Source organism: Bacillus infantis (assembly GCF_020171945.1).
Lineage (GTDB): Bacteria > Bacillota > Bacilli > Bacillales > Cytobacillaceae > Bacillus_AB > Bacillus_AB infantis_A.
Genome location: NZ_JAIVAP010000002.1, coordinates 182,838 through 204,288 on the forward strand (window position 1 = coordinate 182,838; position 21,451 = coordinate 204,288).

A 21,451-nucleotide genomic window follows, 5' to 3' on the forward strand; every position below is an offset into this window, starting at 1 on the left:
GAGTCGTGCTGAGGCATCCAGGAAGCTGGTCATGCAGACGCTGCCACAGGACCCGGCGTTCTTAGTCTGTGTTCCATTTTTGGCAAGGCGCTTGCGCTTTTCTTGTGTTAAAATAAAGAAAAGTGATAACTCGGAGGATGAATGGATGTCAATTTTTCGGACAGTTTTCGGCCGCTTTCAAAAACAGTGTGAAACAAGTGAAAGCCATCGGGATGAGAATCTGCGGACAAGATACTATAAGGCCAGCTTTAATAAGGCTTTTGAAACTGCAGAAAACGTTTTGAGGAAGGATCCCAGCGTGAAAATGATCAGCTCTGCCAAGGAGCATGGAGAAATGGCTGCGGAAATTACCCGCGGCAGAAAGTACTTTGCCATTATCACCATTGTGTCTGTAAGGGGAATGGAGTCTGCCATTGATGTAAATATATCGACTGAGCAATTTTCTCCTACTGGAGCATTTCCTGCCTTGAAAAAGGAAATCACAGGTTTCTACAGCAGGCTGGATAAAGAGCTTACATATCTTGGTTCCGGCAGGAATGCTGAATAGCGGAAGCTTGTACCGCTGATGTGTTTTTTATATGATAGAAACAGAATGGCCTTCGTGCAGAGAAACGGCCAGCAAGTACATGAATGAGGATACGGAGCTGATTGTATGAAATGCCCTTCATGCCAGAATAACAATACACGCGTCCTTGATTCCCGTCCGGTCGATGACGGCCGTTCCATTCGAAGAAGGCGGGAGTGCGAGAAATGCGGCTATCGCTTCACTACATTCGAGAAGGTGGAGGAGATCCCCCTCATTGTCGTAAAAAAGGAAGGCACACGCGAGGAGTTTAGCCGCGATAAGATGCTGAGGGGCCTGATCAAGGCCTGCGAAAAACGTCCTGTTGCCCTTAAGGAGCTTGAAGAAGTGACATCAGAAGTGGAGAAGGAGCTTCGCAGCCAGGGGGTTTCTGAAATAAAAAGCGAATTTATCGGTGAAATGGTCATGGACAGACTGGCCAAAATTGACGAGGTTGCTTATGTCAGGTTTGCCTCTGTTTACCGGCAATTCAAGGATATCAACGTATTTATCGATGAGCTGAAAGAATTGATCAAAAAAGAACAATGATTTTTTGGAAGTGATGCACTGAGGTGCCTGCAGCCAGAGCCGAGCTAAAGACTGTCTTTGGCTCTTTTTTGGCTGGTTTCCCAAAGATCGGAGAAAGGTTGGCAGCTATGACTCAGCATTGGCAAGAAATGCTTCCGATTGACCGCTATGCAGTGGCCGCGAGCGGTCTTTTGCATGAGTATGACCGAAAGGTACTGACTTTGTTGTATCAGCCCTTAATCGGGGCTTCCTGTCTCAGTTTATATATGACTTTATGGGCTGAACTGGAGGAAAACAGGCTCTGGTCACAATCAAACAGCCATCATAGCCTGATGAATTTCATGGGGATGAACTTAAAGGATATTTATGAAGCAAGACTGAAGCTTGAAGGAATTGGTCTTTTGAAAGCTTTTGTGAAAAATGATGAAGGCAGCCGCTCTTTTATATACGAACTGCAGCCGCCGCTGAGTCCGGAGCAGTTTTTCCTGGATGGTATGCTTAACATCTATTTGTATCGAAAAATCGGCAAAAATCAGTTTCTGAGGCTTAAGCGATTTTTCTGTGACCATGATTCCGGTATGATGCAGGGTTATGATGAAGTGACTAAAGCCTTTCAGGATGTATATGAATCAGGCCATCCTGCAGCTTTCTCCCCTGACCAGGATACAGGAAGGGATCTGTCTCTTGAAGAGGGTTTTACCTTCATAGGCAGAACAAGCCCTGAAGAGATAAAAATCGACGGGTCATCCTTTGATTTTGAGCTGCTTGCAGCGGGCTTGAATGAGTCTCTGCTTCCCAAGTCGGCGCTGACCCCGAAGGTCCGCGAGGCAATCAGCAACCTGTCCTTTCTTTATGGGATTGATGCCCTGCAGATGAAAAACATCCTGATCAGTGCCATGACGGAAGATAATGATATTAATATTGAAGAGCTGCGGAAATCCGCACGTGACTGGTACCAATTTGAGCATCAGGACCAGCTGCCGTCCCTTATAGACCGGATCCAGCCAGGCATCCATCAGGTTCAGGCCGCTGAGCCGAAAACACAGGAAGAAGAATTGATCAGATATATGGAGACCACTTCTCCGCGCCAGCTGTTAAAGGACATCTCCGGCGGGGCAGATCCTTCCAAAGGAGATCTGCAGATCATTGAGGATGTTATGTTTCAGCAGAAGCTGCACCCTGGCGTTGCTAATGTTCTAATTCAGTATGTTATGCTAAAGACAGATATGAAGCTCACGAAAGCCTATGTAGAGAAGATTGCCGGGCATTGGGCCAGAAAACAGATTAAAACGGTCAAAGAAGCAATGATGCTGGCCAAAAATGAACACCGCCAGTATCTGGAGTGGGCAGAAGGCAAAAAGGCAAAGCCTGCTTCAGCGAAAAAGCCGATCAGAAAAGAAGCACTGCCTGACTGGTTTGATGAGCAGCAGGAAGAGCAGCCGCAAAAAGCAGCGGCCGCCAATGACTCGGAGTATGAGGCAAAAAGACGGGCCTTAGAGGAAAGGCTTAAAAAATATAGGAAATAAGGAGGTGGCAGCATGGAAAGGATCAATGAGACATTGAAAAAACTTGCAGGTAACGAAAGTTTTCAAAAAAGGTACGAGCAGCAAAAGAAGGAAATTTTCTCCCATCCTGATGTAAAAGCTTTTTTGCAGGAGCATCGCGCAGAAATTACAAATGAAATGGCAGAAAGAAGCATGATCAAGCTCTCGGAGTATGCCCAGCAGAGCAAGGAATGCAGAGAGTGCCCAAGCCTTGGGGAATGCAAGAATATGATGCAGGGGTATCATCCTGAACTGGTCATCAGGAGGGGGATCATTGATGTCCAATACAACCGCTGCCCGCGCAAGGTGATACATGATGAGCGGAAGAAAAATGAGAAGCTGATCCGGAGCCTGTATATTCCAAAAGAGATTGTCAGCGCCTCCTTCGCTGATGTATACCTTGATACCAGACTGGATGCGGTTGATAAAGCGGAAAGCTTCGTCGAAAATTATCAGCCGGGCACAAGGCAGAAGGGGCTTTATTTTTACGGTAAGTTCGGAGTAGGCAAGTCCTTCCTGCTTGGTGCAATCGCCAATGAGCTTGCGAAGAAAAAGATCTCGTCCATGATCGTCTATGTCCCTGAGCTTTTAAGGGAAATGAAAAGCAGTATTGGAGATTCAACCTTAAATGAAAAGCTTGAGGCCATTAAGCGCGAGCCGATCCTGATGCTTGATGATATTGGCGCCGAAACGATGTCAAGCTGGACAAGGGACGAGGTGTTAGGACCAATCCTGCAGTTCAGGATGCTGGAGAACCTGCCAACCTTCTTTACATCCAATTTTGATATGCAGGGGCTGGAGCACCACCTGACCTACAGCCAGCGCGGCGAAGAAGAAAAAATGAAAGCGCGCCGGATCATGGAGCGCATCCGCTACTTGTCTGAGCCGGTCCTGGTTGACGGGCCGAACCGCCGTGTATAAAGAGTGATTCTGAAAACTGCCTTGTAAGGCAGTTTTTTAATTTTGTCTCCAACAATATATCCCCCTTTTTATCCCTGTTATGCTCCGTATTTGCTTCTAAATTGTACAAGTTTCCCATATACATGGAATCAGGGATATTAACGAAGGAAGCCGTATAGGTAAGGAGAGGATATCTCCCGGCGCTTGCTGCAGCTTCGAATATTGTTTAATAAACAAGGGGGGATATGATTGATTGAAATCATTTTCCAAAATCAGCAGGATGCGAGGAAACTGCAGGATCTCCTGGAGCTTGAACTAGCATCCTCTAATATAACAGCACTTCAGCTTAAAGACGGGCATACTGTTCAGGTCAAAGCGGGCGGATTACAGGAGACGGCAGACCTGGTAAAAAGGGCGATGACACACTTCATTATAGAAACTAAGCAGGATGACTGGTTCCGCAGGATTCTTTCGGAGCGGTATTTTTATGAAGATGAGGAAGAGCAGCAGCAGATTATGGATATCATCCATTCCATTCTTGAGGGAAACAGGGATGATTTGTCTGCTTTTCTGGACGGTCCTGGACCGGAGAAAAGCCTTAGCCTCGCAATTGAAGAATTAATGTCAGGGGACATCTCTTCGTTTTCGTTCGACTCTTTTGTAAAGTTCCGCCTCCGCCCGATGATGGACCAGCTGGAACGATATGCAGCGCTTTCCATAGATGAATATAAGATGGAGCAGGAATATCAGATGTTCATCCATATGCTGAGGGATTTCCTGAAGGGCAGGGCCCCTAAGCGCAGTGCTGTACATCTGGTGATGGGGGAGGAGACTGCCTTTTACGATGGCGGGCTTATTGAGATCAAGCGGGCTGAGCTCTTGAAGATGGTTGACCGCCGGCTGCTTTTTAACCATCCTGTTTACGTCGATTCTGTTACGATCGCCCCGCTCCTTTCAATGGCGCCGTCAGCCATATTTCTTTATTCAGATGTACCAGACTGTCCGCTCGCCAGGACCGTCCGCAATATTTTTGAGGAAAGAGTGGTCATCCAGCCTCTTGAGGCCTTTACAGAACTGAAGAAAATCCTCTCTGCAGCAGGCAGGGAGAAAATCTGAAATCCCTTGATTTTTCCAAGATAAACTACTATAATAACGTACATAATAATTCAAACACCACAAATGTAGTGACGAGGACAAGGGTATTCATTACGGTTCAAAGAGAGGGAAGCCAAGGCTGAAAACTTCCCAGCACGAATGAAATGCTTACCGCCTCCGAACAACAGCCAGGAAAAAGACAGTGATGCAAGAGTGACGAAGAGATTCGCCGCATATCATTTCTCTCCTCTTTGATGAGAAGCAAGAAGGTCAAGGATGCAAGGGAGGGAGCGCCGGAGTGTATGGGTTATACGTGAGGACGCGAGTGAGTGCAGCAGACGAAGAGATTCGCCGCATATCATTTCTCTCCTCTTTGACCGATGAGAAGCAAGAAGGTCAAGGATGCAAGGGAGGGAGCGCCGGAGCGTATGGGTTATACGTGAGGACGCGAGTGAGTGCAGCAGACGAAGAGATTCGCCGCTTATCATTGGTCAAAGTATTGGCTGGCGGGCATGGGACCGTTATATCCCTCACTAAGCCGGACTGCGTGATTTTATGCGTCTGGGAATTTGGGTGGAACCACGTGTTAAATACAACTCGTCCCTTCTTTAGGGACGGGTTTTTTGTTTTTTAAGCACATAAGGAGGAATTTTCATGTCAGAAGTAATTAAATTGACTTTTCCGGATGGAGCTGTAAAGGAATTTCCGAAAGGGACATCTACAGAGGATGTGGCTGCATCCATCAGCCCGGGATTGAAGAAAAAAGCGCTGGCCGGAAAGCTGAACGGCACTATGTACGATCTTCGCAGGCCGATAGAAGAAGATGGTTCTATTGAAATCGTCACACAGGGCAGCGATGAAGCGCTCGAGGTTCTTCGCCACAGTACAGCCCACTTGATGGCTCAGGCCATCAAACGCCTGCACAAGGGCGCCAAATTCGGTGTAGGCCCTGTCATCGAAGGCGGATTCTATTATGATGTGGATCTTGAAGAATCACTGACTCCAGAAGACCTGGCCCTGATTGAAAAAGAGATGGCTAAAATTGTCAATGAAAACATTGATGTGCATCGAAAAGCAGTAAGCCGCGAGGAAGCAGTGGAGTTCTTCAAGGAAATCGGCGACGAGTACAAGCTTGAATTGATTGAAGCGATTCCGGAGGGGGAAACTGTCACTCTTTATGAGCAGGGTGATTTCACAGACCTTTGCCGCGGTGTCCATGTGCCTTCCACAGGCAAGATCAAGGAATTCAAGCTGCTCAGCATTGCCGGTGCTTACTGGCGCGGAGACAGCGACAATAAGATGCTGCAGCGCATTTACGGGACAGCATTCTTTAAGAAAGAAGATCTGGCTGAGCATCTGCGCCTGCTCGAAGAAGCGAAAGAGCGCGACCATAGGAAGATCGGCAAAGAGCTTGATCTGTTCATGACATCCCAGAAGGTCGGCCAGGGGCTGCCAATGTGGCTGCCGAAGGGTGCAACCATCCGCCGCATCGTCGAGCGCTATATCGTTGATAAGGAACAGCGCCTCGGCTATGAGCATGTATATACGCCGGTTATGGCAAATGTTGAGCTTTATAAAACATCCGGACACTGGGACCACTACCAGGAAGATATGTTCCCTGTCATGGAAATGGATAATGAGGAACTTGTCCTCCGCCCGATGAACTGCCCGCACCATATGATGATTTATAAAAACAGCATCCACAGCTACCGTGAGCTGCCGATCAGGATTGCCGAGCTTGGCACCATGCACCGCTATGAAATGTCCGGTGCGCTGTCCGGACTGCAGCGTGTGCGCGGGATGACTTTGAATGATGCCCATATTTTTGTGCGCCCGGACCAGATCAAGGAAGAATTCAAGCGCGTCGTCCACCTGATTCTCGAAGTATATAAAGACTTCAACATTGAAGATTATTCATTCCGCCTGTCTTACCGAGATCCTCAGGACACAGAGAAATACTTCAATGACGATGAGATGTGGGAAAAAGCACAATCCATGCTGAAGGAAGCGATGGACGAGCTTGGCCTGGACTACTATGAAGCAGAAGGAGAGGCAGCATTTTACGGGCCTAAGCTGGACGTGATGGTAAAAACAGCGCTAGGCAAAGAAGAAACACTTTCCACTGCCCAGCTCGATTTCCTTCTGCCTGAGCGCTTTGATCTCTCTTATGTCGGCGAAGACGGAAAGCAGCACCGCCCTGTCGTCATCCACCGCGGTGTCGTCTCCACGATGGAACGCTTTGTAGCTTTCCTTATCGAAGAATATAAGGGGGCATTCCCGACATGGCTGGCACCGGTACAGGTACAGGTGATCCCGGTTTCCCCTGACGCCCATTTCGACTATGCGAAAAAGGTTCAGGAAGAGCTCCAGGCTCAAGGCTACAGGGTGGAATTGGATGCCCGCAATGAGAAGATCGGCTACAAAATCCGCGAAGCACAGATGCAAAAAATCCCTTATATGCTCGTTCTTGGGGACAAAGAAGTTTCTGATAGTGCGGTAAATGTCCGTAAATACGGCGAGCAGAAGTCTGAGACCATGTCATTTGATGTATTCAAGGATTCACTGAAGGAAGATACAGTGAGATAACAATTTTTACAGGGAGGCTTCGGCCTCTCTTTTTAGTAGTTAAACTTTGTTAGCAAAGTTGATTTGGGCTCATTCGTGTGAAACCTTGTTCACACGCCTTTCAGCTGTGCTGAAAGGCAGCCAGATATTCACCCTGCTGCCGAGAAAGCTCGCTTTCACAGCGGCAGGGTGAATATCTGGCTAAATGAGCCCAAAATCAACAACAATGTTTAATTCAGCCTAAAATTATAACGATCAAGAAAAAATATAAGCGAAAACTATTGCAAGAAATCAATTTCTTTGATAGAATTCAAATCGTTGTGATAAAAACATCTATTCGTTTGACACGAAATTATCATTTGTGATATAGTTACTTAGGTAAATTGAATACGGCTTTGAGGAAAAGAAGAAGCACCCGCTTCTCACCTGGCTGACGCAAAGAGCAGTTGGCAGGTTTTACTGAAACAGCTTTTAACTTGTCGTTTCGTAAGTGTGGGTGATTTCATCCGCACTTTTTTATATGTCTATAAAGCTTTATGATGTAATATTGTCAGTGTCATGCTGGATGCAGCGTGGGATTCGGTGCAGGTTCTGCAGCTTGCGGCTGCTCTTGACTCAGACGTTGTATTCGCACAAAACCTTGGAGGTGGCTAACTATTAGCAAACAAGATATGTTGTTAAACGAGGGCATCCGCGCCCGTGAAGTTCGTCTAATTGACCAAAATGGCGAGCAATTGGGAATCAAGTCCAAGAATGAAGCGCTGGAAATTGCTACACGCGTAAATCTTGACGTTGTTCTTGTTGCGCCAAATGCTAAACCTCCTGTAGCCCGCATCATGGACTATGGAAAGTTTAAGTTTGAGCAGCAGAAGAAGGAAAAAGAAGCTCGCAAAAACCAAAAGATTATCAATATCAAAGAAGTTCGCTTAAGTCCGACTATTGATGAGCATGACTTTAATACAAAGCTGCGAAATGCAATTAAGTTCCTGGAAAAGGGCGATAAAGTAAAAGCTTCGATCCGATTCAAAGGTCGTGCGATTACACATAAGGAAATTGGTCAGCGTGTTTTAGTCCGTTTTGCGGAAGCCTGCAAGGAAGTTGCAGCTGTGGAATCACATCCGAAAATGGACGGACGCAGCATGTTCATGGTCTTAGCACCTAAAATCGACAAGTAAAGAGGGGGAATTCCACATGCCAAAAATGAAAACTCACCGCGGTACAGCTAAGCGCTTCAAGAAGACTGGTTCAGGCAAACTGAAACGTTCTCACGCTTACACTAGCCACTTATTTGCTAACAAATCAACTAAACAAAAGCGTAAGCTTCGTAAAGCTGCGATTGTTTCCAAAGGCGATTTCAGACGCATTCGCCATATGCTAGACAACATTAAGTAATTTCCGAATATAGGAGGGAAAAGATATGCCACGTGTAAAAGGCGGTACAGTTACTCGCAAACGTCGTAAAAAAGTTCTTAAATTAGCCAAAGGTTATTTCGGTTCAAAACATACATTATATAAAGTTGCTAACCAGCAGGTTATGAAATCATTAATGTATGCATACCGTGACCGTCGCCAGAAAAAGCGCGACTTCCGTAAACTATGGATCACTCGTATCAATGCGGCTGCCCGCATGAACGGTCTTTCTTACAGCCGTTTGATGCATGGCCTTAAAGTTGCAGGCATCGAAGTGAACCGCAAAATGCTTGCTGAACTTGCAGTTGCTGACGAAAAAGCATTTGCTGAATTAGCTTCTGTTGCAAAGCAGAACCTGAGCAAGTAATAAGGCTGAGGCCTTTAAAAAGCCATTCTCGCTATGAGGATGGCTTTTTTCAATAATATACATAAAGGGGCTGACTGATAATGGAATGGGCTGCTTTGTATTTGCTGCTGATCAATGCAGCAGGCTTTTTTATTATGAGGGCAGATAAACAAAAAGCACGGAAAAATCAATATCGGATAAGCGAAAAAACACTTTGGACCATAGCTTTTGTTTTCGGTGCCCCGGGAATGTACGCCGGCATGAACAAATTCAGGCATAAAACAAAGCATGATGCTTTTAAATACGGGCTGCCGGCCCTGAGCATGCTTGAAGCGGCAGTCTGTATATATTTGCTTGCCGTTTGGTCATAAGCTGCCTTCATTTGCTATATGTTAAAGTAACATCATGATTTAACAGCAAAGAAGGTGGCAACCATGAATGAAATGCTGTCTCTCGTATTGGCCGCTGTCCATACGGGCGGCTGGCTGTCTCCGGTCTTATTCATTCTGCTTCATACAATAAGGCAGTTTCTTTTCGTGCCTGCTGCCGCTATTTGCATAGCTGGAGGAGCGGCATTCGGAACGGCTGCGGGCACCGCCTATTCTGCTGCAGGGCTGCTGCTTGGGAATATGCTCTTTTATTGGATGCTGGAAAAGATGCCTGCTGCCCGAAGCAAGCTGTCTTCTTTGAAGAAACGCTGGTTCGGGGAATACAGGAATTTAACTGCAGGCCAGGTGGCTGTTCTCAGGCTGATCCCTTTCGTTCATTATCATCTGCTCACTTTTTGTCTGCTCGAGCGATATAAACGGTTTGGGGAGTTTGTGAAGGGCAGCTGGGTGACCAATCTGCCGATGGCGGTATGCTATACCATGTTTGGCGGTTTCATCAGCCGATTTTCACTTCCGGCCGCATTGGCAATCCTGCTGATACTTGGAGTTTTAGTGTATATACTAAGAGAAAGAATGAGCGTCATTGGATGGCGGGATTTTTTCAAGGAAACAGCATGAGAAGACCATGGCACAGACCGCTGGCGGGGACTTGGTATAAATGTTTTTTCTGTATGATAAAAAGGCGCCAGCCGTAGGATTGGCGCCTCTTCCTTTTGTAAAATTTAGCGTTAGCAGTGTTTCATGTTAGTTTCAGGCTCGGAATTTCCTGAAAATTAAATGGAGTCTGTGCCTTTGCTCATGAATTCCTTGATGGGGCTCTTCCAATCAAGTTTTGCATTGGGATATTGCTCCGAAATTTTTCTTTCAATGAATTGGAAGTCTTCCCGTACCATCCCTTTGAGAGAGGACAGATTATGCGGCCAAATGAAAATGGAAACAACCTCAAAAGCATTGTCAGTGGTGCCTAAATATTTCTCCCCCTCAAGCAGGACGCCCTTATACGTAATCAGGAAATTTTTGCGGACATTATTCTGGTCATCAAGGAAATAATAGCGCTTTTGTTCATGGGCAAGCTCGAGCTTCCGTTTTGGGTTAATTATATATTTAACGCATGTGTAGATGAGAAATAAAATGAGTGCAAACAAAAGCAAGCGTATCGCCCACATCATAAAATACCTCCGCTGGTCACAGTTTTATCTTTATTTACGGATATATCTCAAAAAAGTTTCGTTCTTTTTTATATTTGTTATAATTTTTTCTGACGGGTGATTTTTGCTGGTCAATCTCCGTCAGCAAGTCGTTCTGAAACCAGCTGAAAGGAGATGTTTATCTGCTGTGAATATCAACAAACTTTTTGATATGCAAAAGGCGCTTGACCATCATATTGAGACAGAGCATAAATTGACGGAAGAAAATCTATTTGACAGAAAGGTCCTGGCCCTTTTGGTAGAGCTGGGCGAGCTTGCCAATGAAACAAGGTGCTTCAAGTTTTGGAGCCAGAAGCCAGCTTCTGAGCCTGCAGTGATCCTTGAGGAATTCGTCGACGGCGTCCATTTCATCCTGTCACTCGGAATTGAGTGCGGATTTGAGGGAGGTGCCGCCATTGAGCTGCAGGAAAAGGGCGAATCACTGTCCCATCAGTTTCTGAACCTCTATCATTTGATAGACAAATTCAGTGCTTCCAGGACCCTCATGGACTTTAATGTGCTTTTTGGCGCATATATAGGCCTTGCAGAAATGCTCGGGTTTTCTGAAGAACAAATCGAGAGGGCTTATGTGGAGAAGAATGAAGTGAATTATGAGAGGCAGCGCCAGGGATACTAGCAGATAGCCTTGCCTCATTAAGGAAACCGAATGATTCGGATTTTTCTTTTTACACCATGGGACAGTAAGGTATAATGGAGAAGAAAATAAATATTAAGGGAGTCGAAACATATGGCAAAATTAGATGAAACGCTGACGATGCTGAAGGAATTGACCGATGCAAAAGGCATTCCGGGCAATGAGCGCGAAGTTCGCGAAGTCATGAAGAAATACATAACAGAATTTGCAGACGAAGTGACAACTGACGGCCTTGGCAGCCTTGTGGCCAAGAAGACCGGCCAGGAGGGCGGACCGAAGATCATGGTTGCCGGCCACCTGGACGAAGTAGGATTCATGATCACAAGCATTGATGACAAAGGCTTTCTCCGTTTTCAGACTGTTGGAGGCTGGTGGTCACAGGTTATGCTTGCGCAGCGTGTTACCATTGTTACAAGCAAAGGGGACGTCACAGGCATCATCGGATCCAAGCCGCCGCATATTCTTCCTGCAGAAGCACGCAAAAAGCCGGTCGACATCAAGGATATGTTCATCGATATCGGTGCTTCCAGCCGCGAAGAAGCGATGGAATGGGGAGTAAAGCCAGGTGATATGGCAGTCCCTTATTTTGAATTCACTGTGATGAATAACGAAAAGATGCTGCTTGCCAAAGCATGGGACAACCGCATTGGCTGTGCGATCGCCATCGATGTGCTGAAGCAGCTTAAAGATGCCGAGCATCCAAACGTGGTATACGGCGTTGGAACTGTACAGGAAGAAGTAGGGCTGAGAGGGGCAAAGACAGCTGCCAATCTCATTGAACCGGATATCGGCTTTGGCGTGGATGTAGGTATTGCAGGAGATACGCCTGGAATCTCTGAGAAGGAAGCATTGAGCAAGATGGGCAAAGGGCCGCAGATCATCCTTTATGATGCATCTCTTGTATCCCACAAAGGCTTGCGTGACCTTGTCACAGATACAGCGGACGAGTTGAATATCCCGTACCAGTTCGACAGCATTGCCGGCGGAGGTGCAGACTCAGGCGCCATCCACCTTTCCCATAATGGAGTGCCTTCCCTGGCCATCACGATTGCCACCCGTTACATCCATTCACATGCAGCCATGCTTCATCGCGATGACTATGAAAATGCAGTCAAGCTCATCGTTGAAGTTATTAAACGTTTGGATAAGGAAACTGTTGATAGGATTACATTCGAGTAAAAAAACAGCAGCCCGGTTGGGGCTGCTGTTTTTGCGGTGTTCATCGGGTGACAGGCACCTATACCACTTTCGAAATTGGTATGGGTGCCTGTCACCGCCTTCCTGCAGCATTATTTCAAACTGCTCTCCAATGTCTGGAGCATTTCTTTTTTGTCTTCTTCTGATGAGTTCTGCCAGATGACTTCGAATAGGACGCCAAGTCCAGGCAGCATTTTTTCTTCGCCGTTCTGGATTGCGTCGACTATCGTCTCTTTCAGCTCGTCCTGAGAGTTGCCGGAAACATTGTGGATAATGGCATTGCGCAAATTCAGATTCATCTGCACGCACCCCTTTCATATTCAATTCTTTAATATGTTTTCTATTTTTAGATTTATTATGTACAGAGGGTAAGCTATAATAAGAAAATTGAAAGCTGAAAGATAAAGGAGAGACCGTGTTGAAGCATATTCAATCTGCAAATAATCCGCAGATCAAACAATGGAGGAAGCTGCTGGCCAAGAAAGAGCGTGATAAAACGGGCATGTTCCTTGCTGAAGGCTATCATCTGGCGGAGGAAGCCCTAAAGGGAGAAAAAGCCGTCGAGCTGATCATCAGTGAAAATGCAGAGCTGCCTGCCCGCTGGGATTATGGCGAGCTGCCGGTAACAATGGTGACCGATGAAATCATCAAATCACTTTCAGACACCGAAACTCCCCAAGGGGTCATCGCGGTATGCAAAGAGGAAAAAACGCTGCCGGCTTCTGTAAAGGGAAGCACCTTCCTGCTGATAGATGCTGTACAGGATCCAGGCAATCTGGGAACTATGATCAGGACGTCAGATGCTGCCGGAATTGATGCAGTGATAGTCGGGAAAGGCAGTGCAGATATCTATAACCCTAAGGTTCTCCGGTCCGCCCAGGGAAGCCACTTCCATCTTCCTATCATAAGAGGCAGCCTCGATGAGTGGGTGGACAGGCTTGAGGAAGAGGAAATACCGGTCTACGGGACCGCGCTCGAAAATGGATCATCATACAAGGAGACCCAGCCGGCCGAACGTTTTGCGCTCCTTGTCGGGAATGAAGGGAGCGGGGTCAGCCCAGATCTCCTGGAGCGGACAGACAAGAACCTTTATATCCCGATATACGGAAAAAGCGAGTCGCTCAATGTAGCTGTCGCAGCAGGCATTCTTCTGTATTATCTGAAGAAGTGAATTGGGCCTGCAAAAACTTGAAAAGAGTTTGAAACATAGGGAAGAATATACTATAATAAACAGCAAAACTGCATTACATAAAAAGCGATGATGGAGAAAAGTAGCTTATAAAAGCTCAACAGGGATAAAATGCCGTGACTGGAAGCATTTTAGAGTGTTTTTTTAAGTGAAGTTCACCTCCTGAGCTGGCATCGGGAACATTTGCGGACAGCGCAAATCGAAAGATGCCCCCGGCACAGCCGTTATCTGAATGAAGCGAACAGCACCTTCTAAGAAAGGCGGCTGTTAATAAGGGTGGTACCGCGAATCCAAAACCTCGTCCCTTAACAGGGAGGGGTTTTTTATTTTGCCTAAAAATATCGCTGATACGTAAAAAGGAGGAAAAAAGATGCAAGACCGTTTAAAAGAATTGCAGGAGGAAGCTTTAAACGCAGTTGAAAAAGCTGAGAACCTGAAAGAACTCAATGATATCCGTGTTTCCTATCTTGGCAAAAAAGGCCCGATTACTGAGGTACTGAAAGGCATGGGCAAACTGTCGGCGGGAGAACGCCCGAAAATGGGGGCACTGGCAAATGAAGTGCGCGACAGCATCTCTTCGGCCATTGAAGAAAAACAGGTAAAGCTCGAGAGTGCAGCGGTTGAACAAAAACTGGCTGAAGAGACCATTGATATCACCCTCCCGGGAAGCCCTGTCAGAACCGGGACTCATCATGCGCTCACAAAGATTGTGGAAGAAATCGAAGACCTGTTCATTGGAATGGGCTATAGCGTAGCAGAAGGCTATGAGGTAGAAAGCGACTATTATAATTTTGAGGCGCTGAACCTGCCGAAGGGGCATCCGGCAAGGGATATGCAGGATTCTTTCTATATAACGGAAGAAACGCTTCTCCGCACCCATACTTCACCTGTACAGGCACGTACGATGGAGGCAAACGAAGGGAAAGGGCCTGTCAAAATCATCTGCCCAGGCAAGGTATACCGCCGCGATAACGATGATGCGACACACTCCCATCAGTTCATGCAAATCGAGGGGCTTGTTGTAGCTGAGGGAATCAGCATGGCAGATTTAAAGGGAACACTTGAAGTGTTTGCTAAAAAGATGTTCGGCGATGAAAGGGAAATCCGCCTCCGCCCGAGTTTCTTCCCGTTCACGGAGCCTTCCGTTGAAGTGGATATTTCCTGTAAGATCTGCGGCGGGAAAGGCTGCAGTGTCTGCAAGGGCACCGGCTGGATCGAGGTCCTTGGTGCAGGCATGGTCCATCCGCATGTGCTTGAGATGGCAGGCTATGATCCTAAGAAATATACCGGCTTTGCATTCGGAATGGGCGTAGAGCGGATTGCAATGCTGAAATATGGCATAGATGATATCCGCCATTTTTATACAAATGACATTCGTTTCTTGAAACAATTTTCAGTACAGGAATAGGAGGACTGCTTTATGTTGGTTTCATATAAATGGCTGCAGGAATATGTAGATCTATCCGGCATCTCCGCAGCAGAATTGGCAGAAAAGATTACTAAGAGCGGAATTGAAGTAGAAGGAATTGAAACACTGAACGAAGGCATCAAAGGGGTTGTCATCGGCCATGTGCTGGAACGTGAGCAGCACCCAAATGCCGACAAGCTGAATAAATGCCTTGTTGATACAGGCGGGGAAGAGCCGGTGCAGATCATCTGCGGTGCGCCGAATGTGGATAAAGGCCAGAAGGTTGCCGTTGCAACAGTAGGAGCTGTCCTGCCGGGCAACTTCAAGATCAAGCGTGCAAAGCTGCGCGGCGAAGAATCAAATGGCATGATCTGCTCTCTTCAGGAGCTTGGGATCGAGAGTAAGCTTGTTGCAAAAGAATTCTCCGAAGGGATCTTTGTTTTCCCGAATGATGTGGAAGTGGGCCAGGATGCGCTTGAAATGCTGAACAGGGATGATCATGTCCTTGAACTCGGACTTACTCCTAACCGTGCGGACTGCCTGAGCATGCTCGGCGTTGCTTATGAGGTTGCAGCCATTCTGGGAAGAGAAGTGAAGCTTCCATCCCCGCAGGCAGCAGGATCAGCTGAAAAAGCTTCGGACTATATCACTGTGAATGTTGAAGCTAAAGAAGACAATCCGCTTTATGTGGCAAAAGTAATTAAAAACGTGAAAGTCGGCCCGTCTCCTCTATGGATGCAGACAAGGCTGATGGCTGAGGGCATCAGGCCGCATAATAATGTGGTTGATATTACGAACTATGTTCTGCTTGAATACGGCCAGCCGCTGCACGCTTTTGATTACGGGCGCCTTGGCTCCAAGGAAATCCTTGTACGCCGAGCGAATGAAGGTGAAACCATTGTCACACTGGATGATGCAGAAAGAAAGCTTTCAGCAGATCATCTTGTCATTACGAATGGAAGTGAGCCTGTAGCGCTTGCAGGTGTAATGGGCGGCGCAAATTCCGAGGTGCAGTCAGATACAACGGCAGTCCTTCTTGAATCTGCTTATTTCACAGCGGGGACAATCCGCAAAGCTTCAAAAGACCATGGCCTGAGAAGTGAAGCCAGCACCCGCTATGAGAAGGGGGTAGACCCTAAACGTGTCCGTGCTGCAGCAGAAAGAGCGGCTGAATTGATGGAGAAGTATGCATCAGGCGAAGTTCTTGAAGGAGCCGTTGAAGCTGATTCACTTACACTTGAGCCAGCCGTCATCTCCATTTCCCTGGAAAAGATCAACAGGGTTCTCGGAACTGAACTGGCAATGGGAGAAGTAGAAGATATCTTTGCCCGCCTCCAGTTTGAAGCATCTGCTGACAATGGTTCCATTACCGTAACAGTCCCAAGCCGCCGCGGTGATATTACGATCGAGGAAGACTTGGTTGAAGAAGTGGCAAGATTGTATGGCTATGATAACCTTCCTGTTACATTGCCTTCCGGGGAATCTACTCCTGGAAGCCTGACAGAGTATCAGGAAAAGCGCCGCACCGTCCGCCGCTATCTTGAAGGTGCGGGTTTATACCAGGCAGTGACCTATGCTTTGACCAGCGAAAAGAAAGCAGGCCAATATGCGATTGAAAGCCGCGAACCGATCAAGCTGGCGATGCCGATGAGTGAAGACCGCAGCATCCTGCGCCAAAGCATTGTGCCGCAGCTGCTGGAGGTATTGAAGTACAACACAGCACGCCAGAATGACAGCCTCGCCGTATATGAGACAGGTTCCGTATTCCTGTCCAATGGCAGTGAGAGCCTACCTGAGGAGCGCGAGCATCTCGCAGCGGCCATCACTGGCCTTTGGCACTCCCACCCTTGGCAGGGAGAGAAAAAGCCGGTCGATTTCTTCGTGTTAAAAGGAATTGCGGAAGGCTTATTTGCCCGCCTCGGTCTTGAAGATAAAGTTGAATTCCGCCGCGCAGCAATCGACGGCATGCACCCGGGCAGAACGGCGGAAATCGTCCTTTCCGGCAAAAAAATCGGTTTTATCGGCGGAGTCCATCCAACAGTCGAGAAGGAACTTGACCTGAAGGAAACCTATGTATTTGAGCTTTCCCTCAAGGATGTACTTGAAGAAGCAACTGCGCCGCTTCAATATCAGGCCATTCCGCGCTACCCGTCCATCACAAGGGACATCGCCCTGGTGATTGATTCTGAAAAAGAAGCAGGAGAGCTGGAGCATATCATCAAGGAAGCTGGCGGAAGCCTGCTGAAGGAAGTAGCAGTGTTCGACCTATATGAAGGAGACAGAATGGAGGCTGGCAAAAAATCGCTTGCATTCTCCCTGAAATATTTTGACCCGGAGAAAACACTCACAGATGAAGATATCGCCAAAGCCCATGAGAAAGTGCTTGAAGCGGTAAAAGAAAAAGCCGGAGCAGTATTGCGCGGCTAATATTAAAGGCAGCCGCCAGGCTGCCTTTTGTTAATAAATAAATTGGTTTGCAGGAAGTTGCTAGTGAATAAAAGTCGCATAAGTGTAAAAAGGGGTACGGAAGAATTTTTCCATACCCCTTTTGTCTGCAAAATGAATCAAGTTATAGGCTTTCTTTTAGATTTCTGTCTATTTTCCCGCAATCCGTGAAGCCTTCTCCGTATTAGCGAAATGCAGTTTTACAAAATCGGGAAGGACTTGCCTGCCTTTAGCTTTGATAAGCCTTGCAGCTGCTTTATCGACCTGGGCCCCGGCTCCTTTTGGAAGGGTAAAACCGGCTTCTTCGCTGAGTTTGTCGAAATATCGCAGGAAGGCATAGCGGGCGAGAATCGAAGCGGCAGCGACCGAGAGGTGGATGCCTTCAGCTTTTGTGCTGAAAAAGACATTTTCCCTTTGTATTACAGACTGTCCTTTCAGATGATTATAATACACGTCCTCTTTCGCAAACTGGTCAATCAGGATGGCTTCAGGCTTTTCTGGTGCCATTTTTTTCAGCACATTGCCGATTGCCTGGTTGTGAAGCAGAGCTTTGATCTTCCCCTGGGACATGCCGGATTGCTGCAGCTGGTTGTATTTGCTGTTTTTTAGGGTCAGCAGGCTGTACGGAACTACCTCTTTTATTTCCTTGGCAATCCTGATGATTTGGTCGTCTTTTAAATTTTTTGAGTCTTTTACGCCCAGTTCCTTGAGCAGCGGGAGATTTTCTTTACTGGCATAGGCTGCAACAACCGTGATCGGGCCGAAATAATCGCCTGTCCCGACTTCATCTGAACCGATGACCGACATCTTTTCGAATGATGGGGGAAGGTGGGAGCCTTGCGGGCTTTTGGCGGGTGCAGTCTTTTTTTCAGCAGGAGTGCCCCATTTTGCTGCTTCAGCCGTGCTGCCGGCCCCTTGGAAAAGGACCTTTCCGGATTTATACGCAGTGATGCTGCAGTTCGAAGTTTTTGCAGCAAAGATTCCTCCCTGGGGAGTTTTCCCCGTAAGATTTGCCTCATAGTAGGTTTTCATTTGTTCTATTTCCGAGGGTCGCTTCTGAAGTACAACATGGCTCATATTCTTCCACTCCTAAAAAGATAAATTATTAAAGTTTGAATCAAAGTCTAAACTTCTTTTAATCTCAGCGTCGGGATCCTTGTGCAAAATGGCTGGCTGATTCTCAATATTCAGCAGCAACCCCCTTGATGCGGCTTAATTTGACAGGCTTTGACTTCCCACTCTTTTACGTTCATGTTATCATATAGATTAGGATTCGGAAGGAATGGGGGCATTAGCGTTGTCAGATACGCAGAAAAACCGCACAAGTGTTGATATTTATGGACAGCAGTATGTCATCGTCGGCCAGGAAAGCTCAGGCCATATCCGGCTTGTCGCTTCTATGGTTGATGAAAAGATGCGCGAAATAAGCTCCATGAATCCTTCACTTGACAGCAGCAAGCTTGCCGTCCTGACGGCAGTCAATGCCGTTAATGATTATATTAAGATATTAGACCGCCTTGAACGGCTTGAAGATGAATTAAAAAGAGTAAAGGACTGAACAGGGTCATGTTGGATCTCGCCATTTTGGTAATACTGGTTTTTGGATTTTTTATGGGATTAAAAAGGGGTTTTATCCTTCAGCTCATCCATTTAGCAGGCTTCATCGTTGCTTTTATTGCAGCTAATATGTACTATGATGATCTCGCTCCCAAGCTGAACCTCTGGGTACCCTACCCGAATTTCGGAAGCGATTCTTCCCTTCAGCTGTTTTTCGACAATGCCAATATGGAGGATGCCTATTATCGCGCCATTGCTTTTGTCGTGATTTTTTTTGCTGTGAGGATCATTCTGCAGATCATCGGCAGTATGCTGGATTTTGTTTCTTCACTGCCTGTGCTGAAGCAGCTTAATGTTTGGGCAGGCGGACTGCTCGGTTTTGCTGAAGTCTATCTTATCATTTTTATCCTATTATACATAGGTGCACTGCTCCCTGTGGAAGCAGTCCAGCAGCCGATCAATGATTCCGGCACGGCAAAGTTCATCATAAACCATACACCTGCACTTTCGCAGCAGCTTAAGGAAATGTGGATTGAATATAAGGCTGCATAACTTCTCTTTGCGCAGAGAAGTTTTCTTTTTATAATGCTTTGTAGCAATGTTTCACACAGGTTTTTAAAAAAGATGATAAAAGATTATGTTTGCTATTATACTTATATGCTCTCCTGGACGGAATGGGAGAATAATCGCTGTTTCAGGGTAAGGATAAGGAGAGAGAATGTTCTAAAGGCAGGTGCAGAAAATGAACCCGAATAAAAAAGATGTGGTAAGACTATTGGAGACAATAGCAGTATATATGGAATTGAAGGGTGAAAATCCGTTCAAGGTATCGGCCTTCCGGAAGGCTGCAGGAGCCCTGGAAGCAAATGATGACAAGTTTTCAGATATAAAGGATTTCACCAAGCTTTCCGGTATCGGTAAAGGGACGGCTGCGGTCATCGGGGAATATATCGAAGAAGGAACATCAACCGTGCTGAAGGAGCTGCAGGAAGAAGTGCCTGCAGGGCTCATCCCGCTGCTTCAGCTCCCTGGCCTTGGCGGCAAGAAAATAGCGAAGCTCTATAAGGAGCTTGGGGTAGAGGACGCCGAAGACCTTGAGCAGGCTTGCAGGGACAGCAAGGTTCAGGCGCTTGCAGGCTTCGGAAAGAAAACAGAGGAAAAAATCCTTGAAGCGCTGGCCAATGCCGGGAAAAGGCCGGATCGTCTCCCGGCTGCCTTTATGCTTCCGATTGCAGAGGATATTGAAGCAAGGCTTGAAGAGATGGAATCGATTATCCGGTTTTCGAGGGCAGGCAGTCTGCGCAGGATGCGGGAAACAGTCAAGGATCTTGATTTTATCATTGCTTCCGACGATCCTTCATCAGTCAAAGAAGCCCTGCTCAGCCTTCCGGGCATCAAGGATGTCATTGCTGCAGGCGACACAAAAGTCTCGCTGACATTTAACCACCAGTATGATGTGTCTGCTGATTTCCGGATCGTTTCACAGGATGAATTTGCTACAGCGCTCCATCATTTCACCGGCTCTAAGGATCATAATGTGCGGATGCGCCAGCTGGCAAAGGAACGCGGAGAAAAAATAAGCGAGTATGGTGTTGAGAATGCCGAAACGGGCGAAATTCTTACTTTTAAGGATGAAGCAGCATTTTATGCACATTTCGGACTTCCATTCATCCCTCCTGAAATCCGCGAGGACGGCCGTGAGGTAGATGAATTTAAGACAGGCATGGAGCTCATTTCCCTTGATGATATAAAAGGAGATCTCCATATGCACTCCACCTGGAGCGATGGTGCCCACTCAATTGAAGAAATGGCAGAGGCATGCCGCAAAAGAGGCTATGAGTATTTGGCCATCACTGATCATTCTCAGTATCTGAAGGTAGCAAATGGGCTGACACCGGAAAGACTGAGAAAGCAAATGGAAGAGATCAGGGCCCTGAATGAAAAATATGACGACATCAAGGTCCTGACAGGGATCGAGATGGATATCCTCCCTGATGGGACGCTCGATTTTGAAGATGACTTGCTGGCAGAAGTGGATGTGGTCATTGCCTCAATCCATTCCTCTTTCAGCCAGCCTAAGGAAAAGATAATGGAACGTCTGAAGACGGCCCTGATGAACGGCCATGTGGATATCATCGCCCACCCGACGGGCAGGCTGATCGGCCGGAGGGAAGGCTATCAGGTGGACATGGAGATGCTGATCGAGCTTGCAAGGGATACAAATACTGCCCTGGAGCTGAACGCAAACCCCAACCGGCTTGATTTGGCCGCAGAACACCTTAGGAAGGCACAGGAGGCAGGAGTTAAGCTTGTCATCAATACAGATGCGCATAAGCTTGACACTCTCATCCATATGGAAATCGGTGCTGCAGCAGGCAGGAAGGCATGGCTGAGGAAGGAAAATGTAATAAATGCTTACAGCATGGAAGAACTTCTTTCCTTCCTTAAACGAAATGACTGAGTGACCCCTTTGG

The 21,451-nt window shown here is 47.0% G+C and carries 22 protein-coding genes and 2 other annotated features; of the genes, 19 read left to right on the forward strand and 3 right to left on the reverse strand.

Annotation, left to right across the window (positions count from 1 at the left end; translation table 11 throughout):
• Positions 1 to 145: 145 nt before the first annotated feature.
• The 11 genes from LCM00_RS04985 (at position 146) to LCM00_RS05035 (ending at position 9,957) form a co-directional block, all read left to right on the forward strand.
• Positions 146 to 547 (forward strand): hypothetical protein, encoded by a 402-nt coding sequence (locus LCM00_RS04985; protein WP_224898499.1) that lies wholly within the window; start codon positions 146 to 148, stop codon positions 545 to 547.
• A gap of 105 nt (positions 548 to 652) precedes the next feature.
• Entirely contained in the window at positions 653 to 1,111 is a 459-nt protein-coding gene (gene nrdR / locus LCM00_RS04990) for a transcriptional regulator NrdR (RefSeq protein WP_009791377.1), read from the forward strand.
• Between the two features lie 107 nt (positions 1,112 to 1,218).
• Entirely contained in the window at positions 1,219 to 2,616 is a 1,398-nt protein-coding gene (locus tag LCM00_RS04995) for a replication initiation and membrane attachment family protein (RefSeq protein WP_224898501.1), read from the forward strand.
• Positions 2,617 to 2,628: 12 nt separating this feature from the next.
• Entirely contained in the window at positions 2,629 to 3,555 is a 927-nt protein-coding gene (gene dnaI, locus LCM00_RS05000) for a primosomal protein DnaI (protein ID WP_224898503.1), read from the forward strand.
• Positions 3,556 to 3,783: 228 nt separating this feature from the next.
• Positions 3,784 to 4,650 carry a putative sporulation protein YtxC gene (locus LCM00_RS05005; protein ID WP_224898505.1) on the forward strand — a complete coding sequence of 289 codons (867 nt, stop codon included), beginning with the start codon at positions 3,784 to 3,786 and terminating at the stop codon, positions 4,648 to 4,650.
• Positions 4,651 to 5,283: 633 nt separating this feature from the next.
• A complete protein-coding gene (gene thrS / locus LCM00_RS05010) occupies positions 5,284 to 7,215 on the forward strand; it encodes a threonine--tRNA ligase (RefSeq protein ID WP_224898507.1) in 1,932 nt (643 codons plus the stop codon).
• Between the two features lie 376 nt (positions 7,216 to 7,591).
• Positions 7,592 to 7,718: a sequence feature (ribosomal protein L20 leader region), on the forward strand.
• Positions 7,719 to 7,865: 147 nt separating this feature from the next.
• Positions 7,866 to 8,369 carry a translation initiation factor IF-3 gene (gene infC, locus LCM00_RS05015; RefSeq protein ID WP_022544261.1) on the forward strand — a complete coding sequence of 168 codons (504 nt, stop codon included), beginning with the start codon at positions 7,866 to 7,868 and terminating at the stop codon, positions 8,367 to 8,369.
• Positions 8,370 to 8,385: 16 nt separating this feature from the next.
• Complete coding sequence (gene rpmI / locus LCM00_RS05020) at positions 8,386 to 8,586, forward strand: 50S ribosomal protein L35 (RefSeq protein WP_009796129.1); 201 nt, start codon at positions 8,386 to 8,388, stop codon at positions 8,584 to 8,586.
• A 25-nt stretch (positions 8,587 to 8,611) separates the two neighbouring features.
• A complete protein-coding gene (gene rplT / locus LCM00_RS05025) occupies positions 8,612 to 8,971 on the forward strand; it encodes a 50S ribosomal protein L20 (protein ID WP_009796130.1) in 360 nt (119 codons plus the stop codon).
• Positions 8,972 to 9,051: 80 nt separating this feature from the next.
• A complete protein-coding gene (locus LCM00_RS05030; protein WP_224898509.1) occupies positions 9,052 to 9,321 on the forward strand; it encodes a DUF1294 domain-containing protein in 270 nt (89 codons plus the stop codon).
• Between the two features lie 63 nt (positions 9,322 to 9,384).
• Positions 9,385 to 9,957: a VTT domain-containing protein gene (locus LCM00_RS05035; RefSeq protein WP_224898511.1), complete on the forward strand. Its 573-nt coding sequence runs from the start codon at positions 9,385 to 9,387 to the stop codon at positions 9,955 to 9,957.
• Between the two features lie 155 nt (positions 9,958 to 10,112).
• On the opposite strand, the gene LCM00_RS05040 is transcribed toward LCM00_RS05035, so the two are convergent.
• Positions 10,113 to 10,508, reverse strand: a complete 396-nt coding sequence (locus LCM00_RS05040) for a sigma-w pathway protein ysdB (RefSeq protein ID WP_224898513.1) — start codon at positions 10,506 to 10,508, stop codon at positions 10,113 to 10,115.
• 166 nt (positions 10,509 to 10,674) lie between these two features.
• On the opposite strand from LCM00_RS05040, the gene LCM00_RS05045 reads away from it, so the two are divergent.
• Both LCM00_RS05045 and LCM00_RS05050 read left to right on the forward strand, forming a co-directional pair.
• Complete coding sequence (locus LCM00_RS05045) at positions 10,675 to 11,163, forward strand: dUTP diphosphatase (protein ID WP_224898515.1); 489 nt, start codon at positions 10,675 to 10,677, stop codon at positions 11,161 to 11,163.
• Positions 11,164 to 11,274: 111 nt separating this feature from the next.
• Complete coding sequence (locus LCM00_RS05050) at positions 11,275 to 12,360, forward strand: M42 family metallopeptidase (RefSeq protein WP_224898517.1); 1,086 nt, start codon at positions 11,275 to 11,277, stop codon at positions 12,358 to 12,360.
• A 110-nt stretch (positions 12,361 to 12,470) separates the two neighbouring features.
• Here the strand turns inward: LCM00_RS05050 and sspI are convergent, their stop codons facing one another.
• Entirely contained in the window at positions 12,471 to 12,677 is a 207-nt protein-coding gene (gene sspI / locus LCM00_RS05055) for a small acid-soluble spore protein SspI (protein WP_009796004.1), read from the reverse strand.
• Between the two features lie 119 nt (positions 12,678 to 12,796).
• On the opposite strand from sspI, the gene LCM00_RS05060 reads away from it, so the two are divergent.
• From LCM00_RS05060 to pheT, 3 genes are all read left to right on the forward strand, one after another.
• Positions 12,797 to 13,549 carry a TrmH family RNA methyltransferase gene (locus LCM00_RS05060; RefSeq protein WP_224898519.1) on the forward strand — a complete coding sequence of 251 codons (753 nt, stop codon included), beginning with the start codon at positions 12,797 to 12,799 and terminating at the stop codon, positions 13,547 to 13,549.
• A gap of 78 nt (positions 13,550 to 13,627) precedes the next feature.
• Positions 13,628 to 13,876 (forward strand) — a binding site (T-box leader).
• Between the two features lie 61 nt (positions 13,877 to 13,937).
• Positions 13,938 to 14,975 (forward strand): phenylalanine--tRNA ligase subunit alpha, encoded by a 1,038-nt coding sequence (gene pheS, locus LCM00_RS05065; protein ID WP_224898521.1) that lies wholly within the window; start codon positions 13,938 to 13,940, stop codon positions 14,973 to 14,975.
• A 12-nt stretch (positions 14,976 to 14,987) separates the two neighbouring features.
• Entirely contained in the window at positions 14,988 to 17,402 is a 2,415-nt protein-coding gene (gene pheT / locus LCM00_RS05070) for a phenylalanine--tRNA ligase subunit beta (protein ID WP_224898524.1), read from the forward strand.
• A 168-nt stretch (positions 17,403 to 17,570) separates the two neighbouring features.
• Here pheT and rnhC read toward each other — a convergent pair whose 3' ends face one another.
• On the reverse strand, positions 17,571 to 18,497 hold the full coding sequence (gene rnhC / locus LCM00_RS05075) for a ribonuclease HIII (RefSeq protein WP_224898526.1): 927 nt from the start codon (positions 18,495 to 18,497) through the stop codon (positions 17,571 to 17,573).
• Between the two features lie 220 nt (positions 18,498 to 18,717).
• On the opposite strand from rnhC, the gene zapA reads away from it, so the two are divergent.
• The 3 genes from zapA (at position 18,718) to polX (ending at position 21,438) form a co-directional block, all read left to right on the forward strand.
• On the forward strand, positions 18,718 to 18,978 hold the full coding sequence (gene zapA / locus LCM00_RS05080) for a cell division protein ZapA (RefSeq protein WP_022544258.1): 261 nt from the start codon (positions 18,718 to 18,720) through the stop codon (positions 18,976 to 18,978).
• Positions 18,979 to 18,986: 8 nt separating this feature from the next.
• Positions 18,987 to 19,529: a CvpA family protein gene (locus LCM00_RS05085; protein WP_224898528.1), complete on the forward strand. Its 543-nt coding sequence runs from the start codon at positions 18,987 to 18,989 to the stop codon at positions 19,527 to 19,529.
• A 190-nt stretch (positions 19,530 to 19,719) separates the two neighbouring features.
• On the forward strand, positions 19,720 to 21,438 hold the full coding sequence (gene polX, locus LCM00_RS05090) for a DNA polymerase/3'-5' exonuclease PolX (RefSeq protein ID WP_224898530.1): 1,719 nt from the start codon (positions 19,720 to 19,722) through the stop codon (positions 21,436 to 21,438).
• Positions 21,439 to 21,451 lie beyond the last annotated feature (13 nt).

Excerpts from the sequence above, each read along its gene's own strand:
- LCM00_RS04985 (WP_224898499.1), top strand. The coding sequence starts at position 146 with ATGTCAATTTTTCGGACAGTTTTCGGCCGCTTTCAAAAACAGTGTGAA.
- nrdR (WP_009791377.1), top strand. The coding sequence starts at position 653 with ATGAAATGCCCTTCATGCCAGAATAACAATACACGCGTCCTTGATTCC.
- LCM00_RS04995 (WP_224898501.1), top strand. The coding sequence starts at position 1,219 with ATGACTCAGCATTGGCAAGAAATGCTTCCGATTGACCGCTATGCAGTG.
- dnaI (WP_224898503.1), top strand. The coding sequence starts at position 2,629 with ATGGAAAGGATCAATGAGACATTGAAAAAACTTGCAGGTAACGAAAGT.
- thrS (WP_224898507.1), top strand. The coding sequence starts at position 5,284 with ATGTCAGAAGTAATTAAATTGACTTTTCCGGATGGAGCTGTAAAGGAA.
- infC (WP_022544261.1), top strand. The coding sequence starts at position 7,866 with ATGTTGTTAAACGAGGGCATCCGCGCCCGTGAAGTTCGTCTAATTGAC.
- rpmI (WP_009796129.1), top strand. The coding sequence starts at position 8,386 with ATGCCAAAAATGAAAACTCACCGCGGTACAGCTAAGCGCTTCAAGAAG.
- rplT (WP_009796130.1), top strand. The coding sequence starts at position 8,612 with ATGCCACGTGTAAAAGGCGGTACAGTTACTCGCAAACGTCGTAAAAAA.
- LCM00_RS05030 (WP_224898509.1), top strand. The coding sequence starts at position 9,052 with ATGGAATGGGCTGCTTTGTATTTGCTGCTGATCAATGCAGCAGGCTTT.
- LCM00_RS05035 (WP_224898511.1), top strand. The coding sequence starts at position 9,385 with ATGAATGAAATGCTGTCTCTCGTATTGGCCGCTGTCCATACGGGCGGC.
- LCM00_RS05040 (WP_224898513.1), bottom strand. The coding sequence starts at position 10,508 with ATGATGTGGGCGATACGCTTGCTTTTGTTTGCACTCATTTTATTTCTC.
- LCM00_RS05050 (WP_224898517.1), top strand. The coding sequence starts at position 11,275 with ATGGCAAAATTAGATGAAACGCTGACGATGCTGAAGGAATTGACCGAT.
- sspI (WP_009796004.1), bottom strand. The coding sequence starts at position 12,677 with ATGAATCTGAATTTGCGCAATGCCATTATCCACAATGTTTCCGGCAAC.
- pheS (WP_224898521.1), top strand. The coding sequence starts at position 13,938 with ATGCAAGACCGTTTAAAAGAATTGCAGGAGGAAGCTTTAAACGCAGTT.
- pheT (WP_224898524.1), top strand. The coding sequence starts at position 14,988 with ATGTTGGTTTCATATAAATGGCTGCAGGAATATGTAGATCTATCCGGC.
- rnhC (WP_224898526.1), bottom strand. The coding sequence starts at position 18,497 with ATGAGCCATGTTGTACTTCAGAAGCGACCCTCGGAAATAGAACAAATG.
- LCM00_RS05085 (WP_224898528.1), top strand. The coding sequence starts at position 18,987 with ATGTTGGATCTCGCCATTTTGGTAATACTGGTTTTTGGATTTTTTATG.
- polX (WP_224898530.1), top strand. The coding sequence starts at position 19,720 with ATGAACCCGAATAAAAAAGATGTGGTAAGACTATTGGAGACAATAGCA.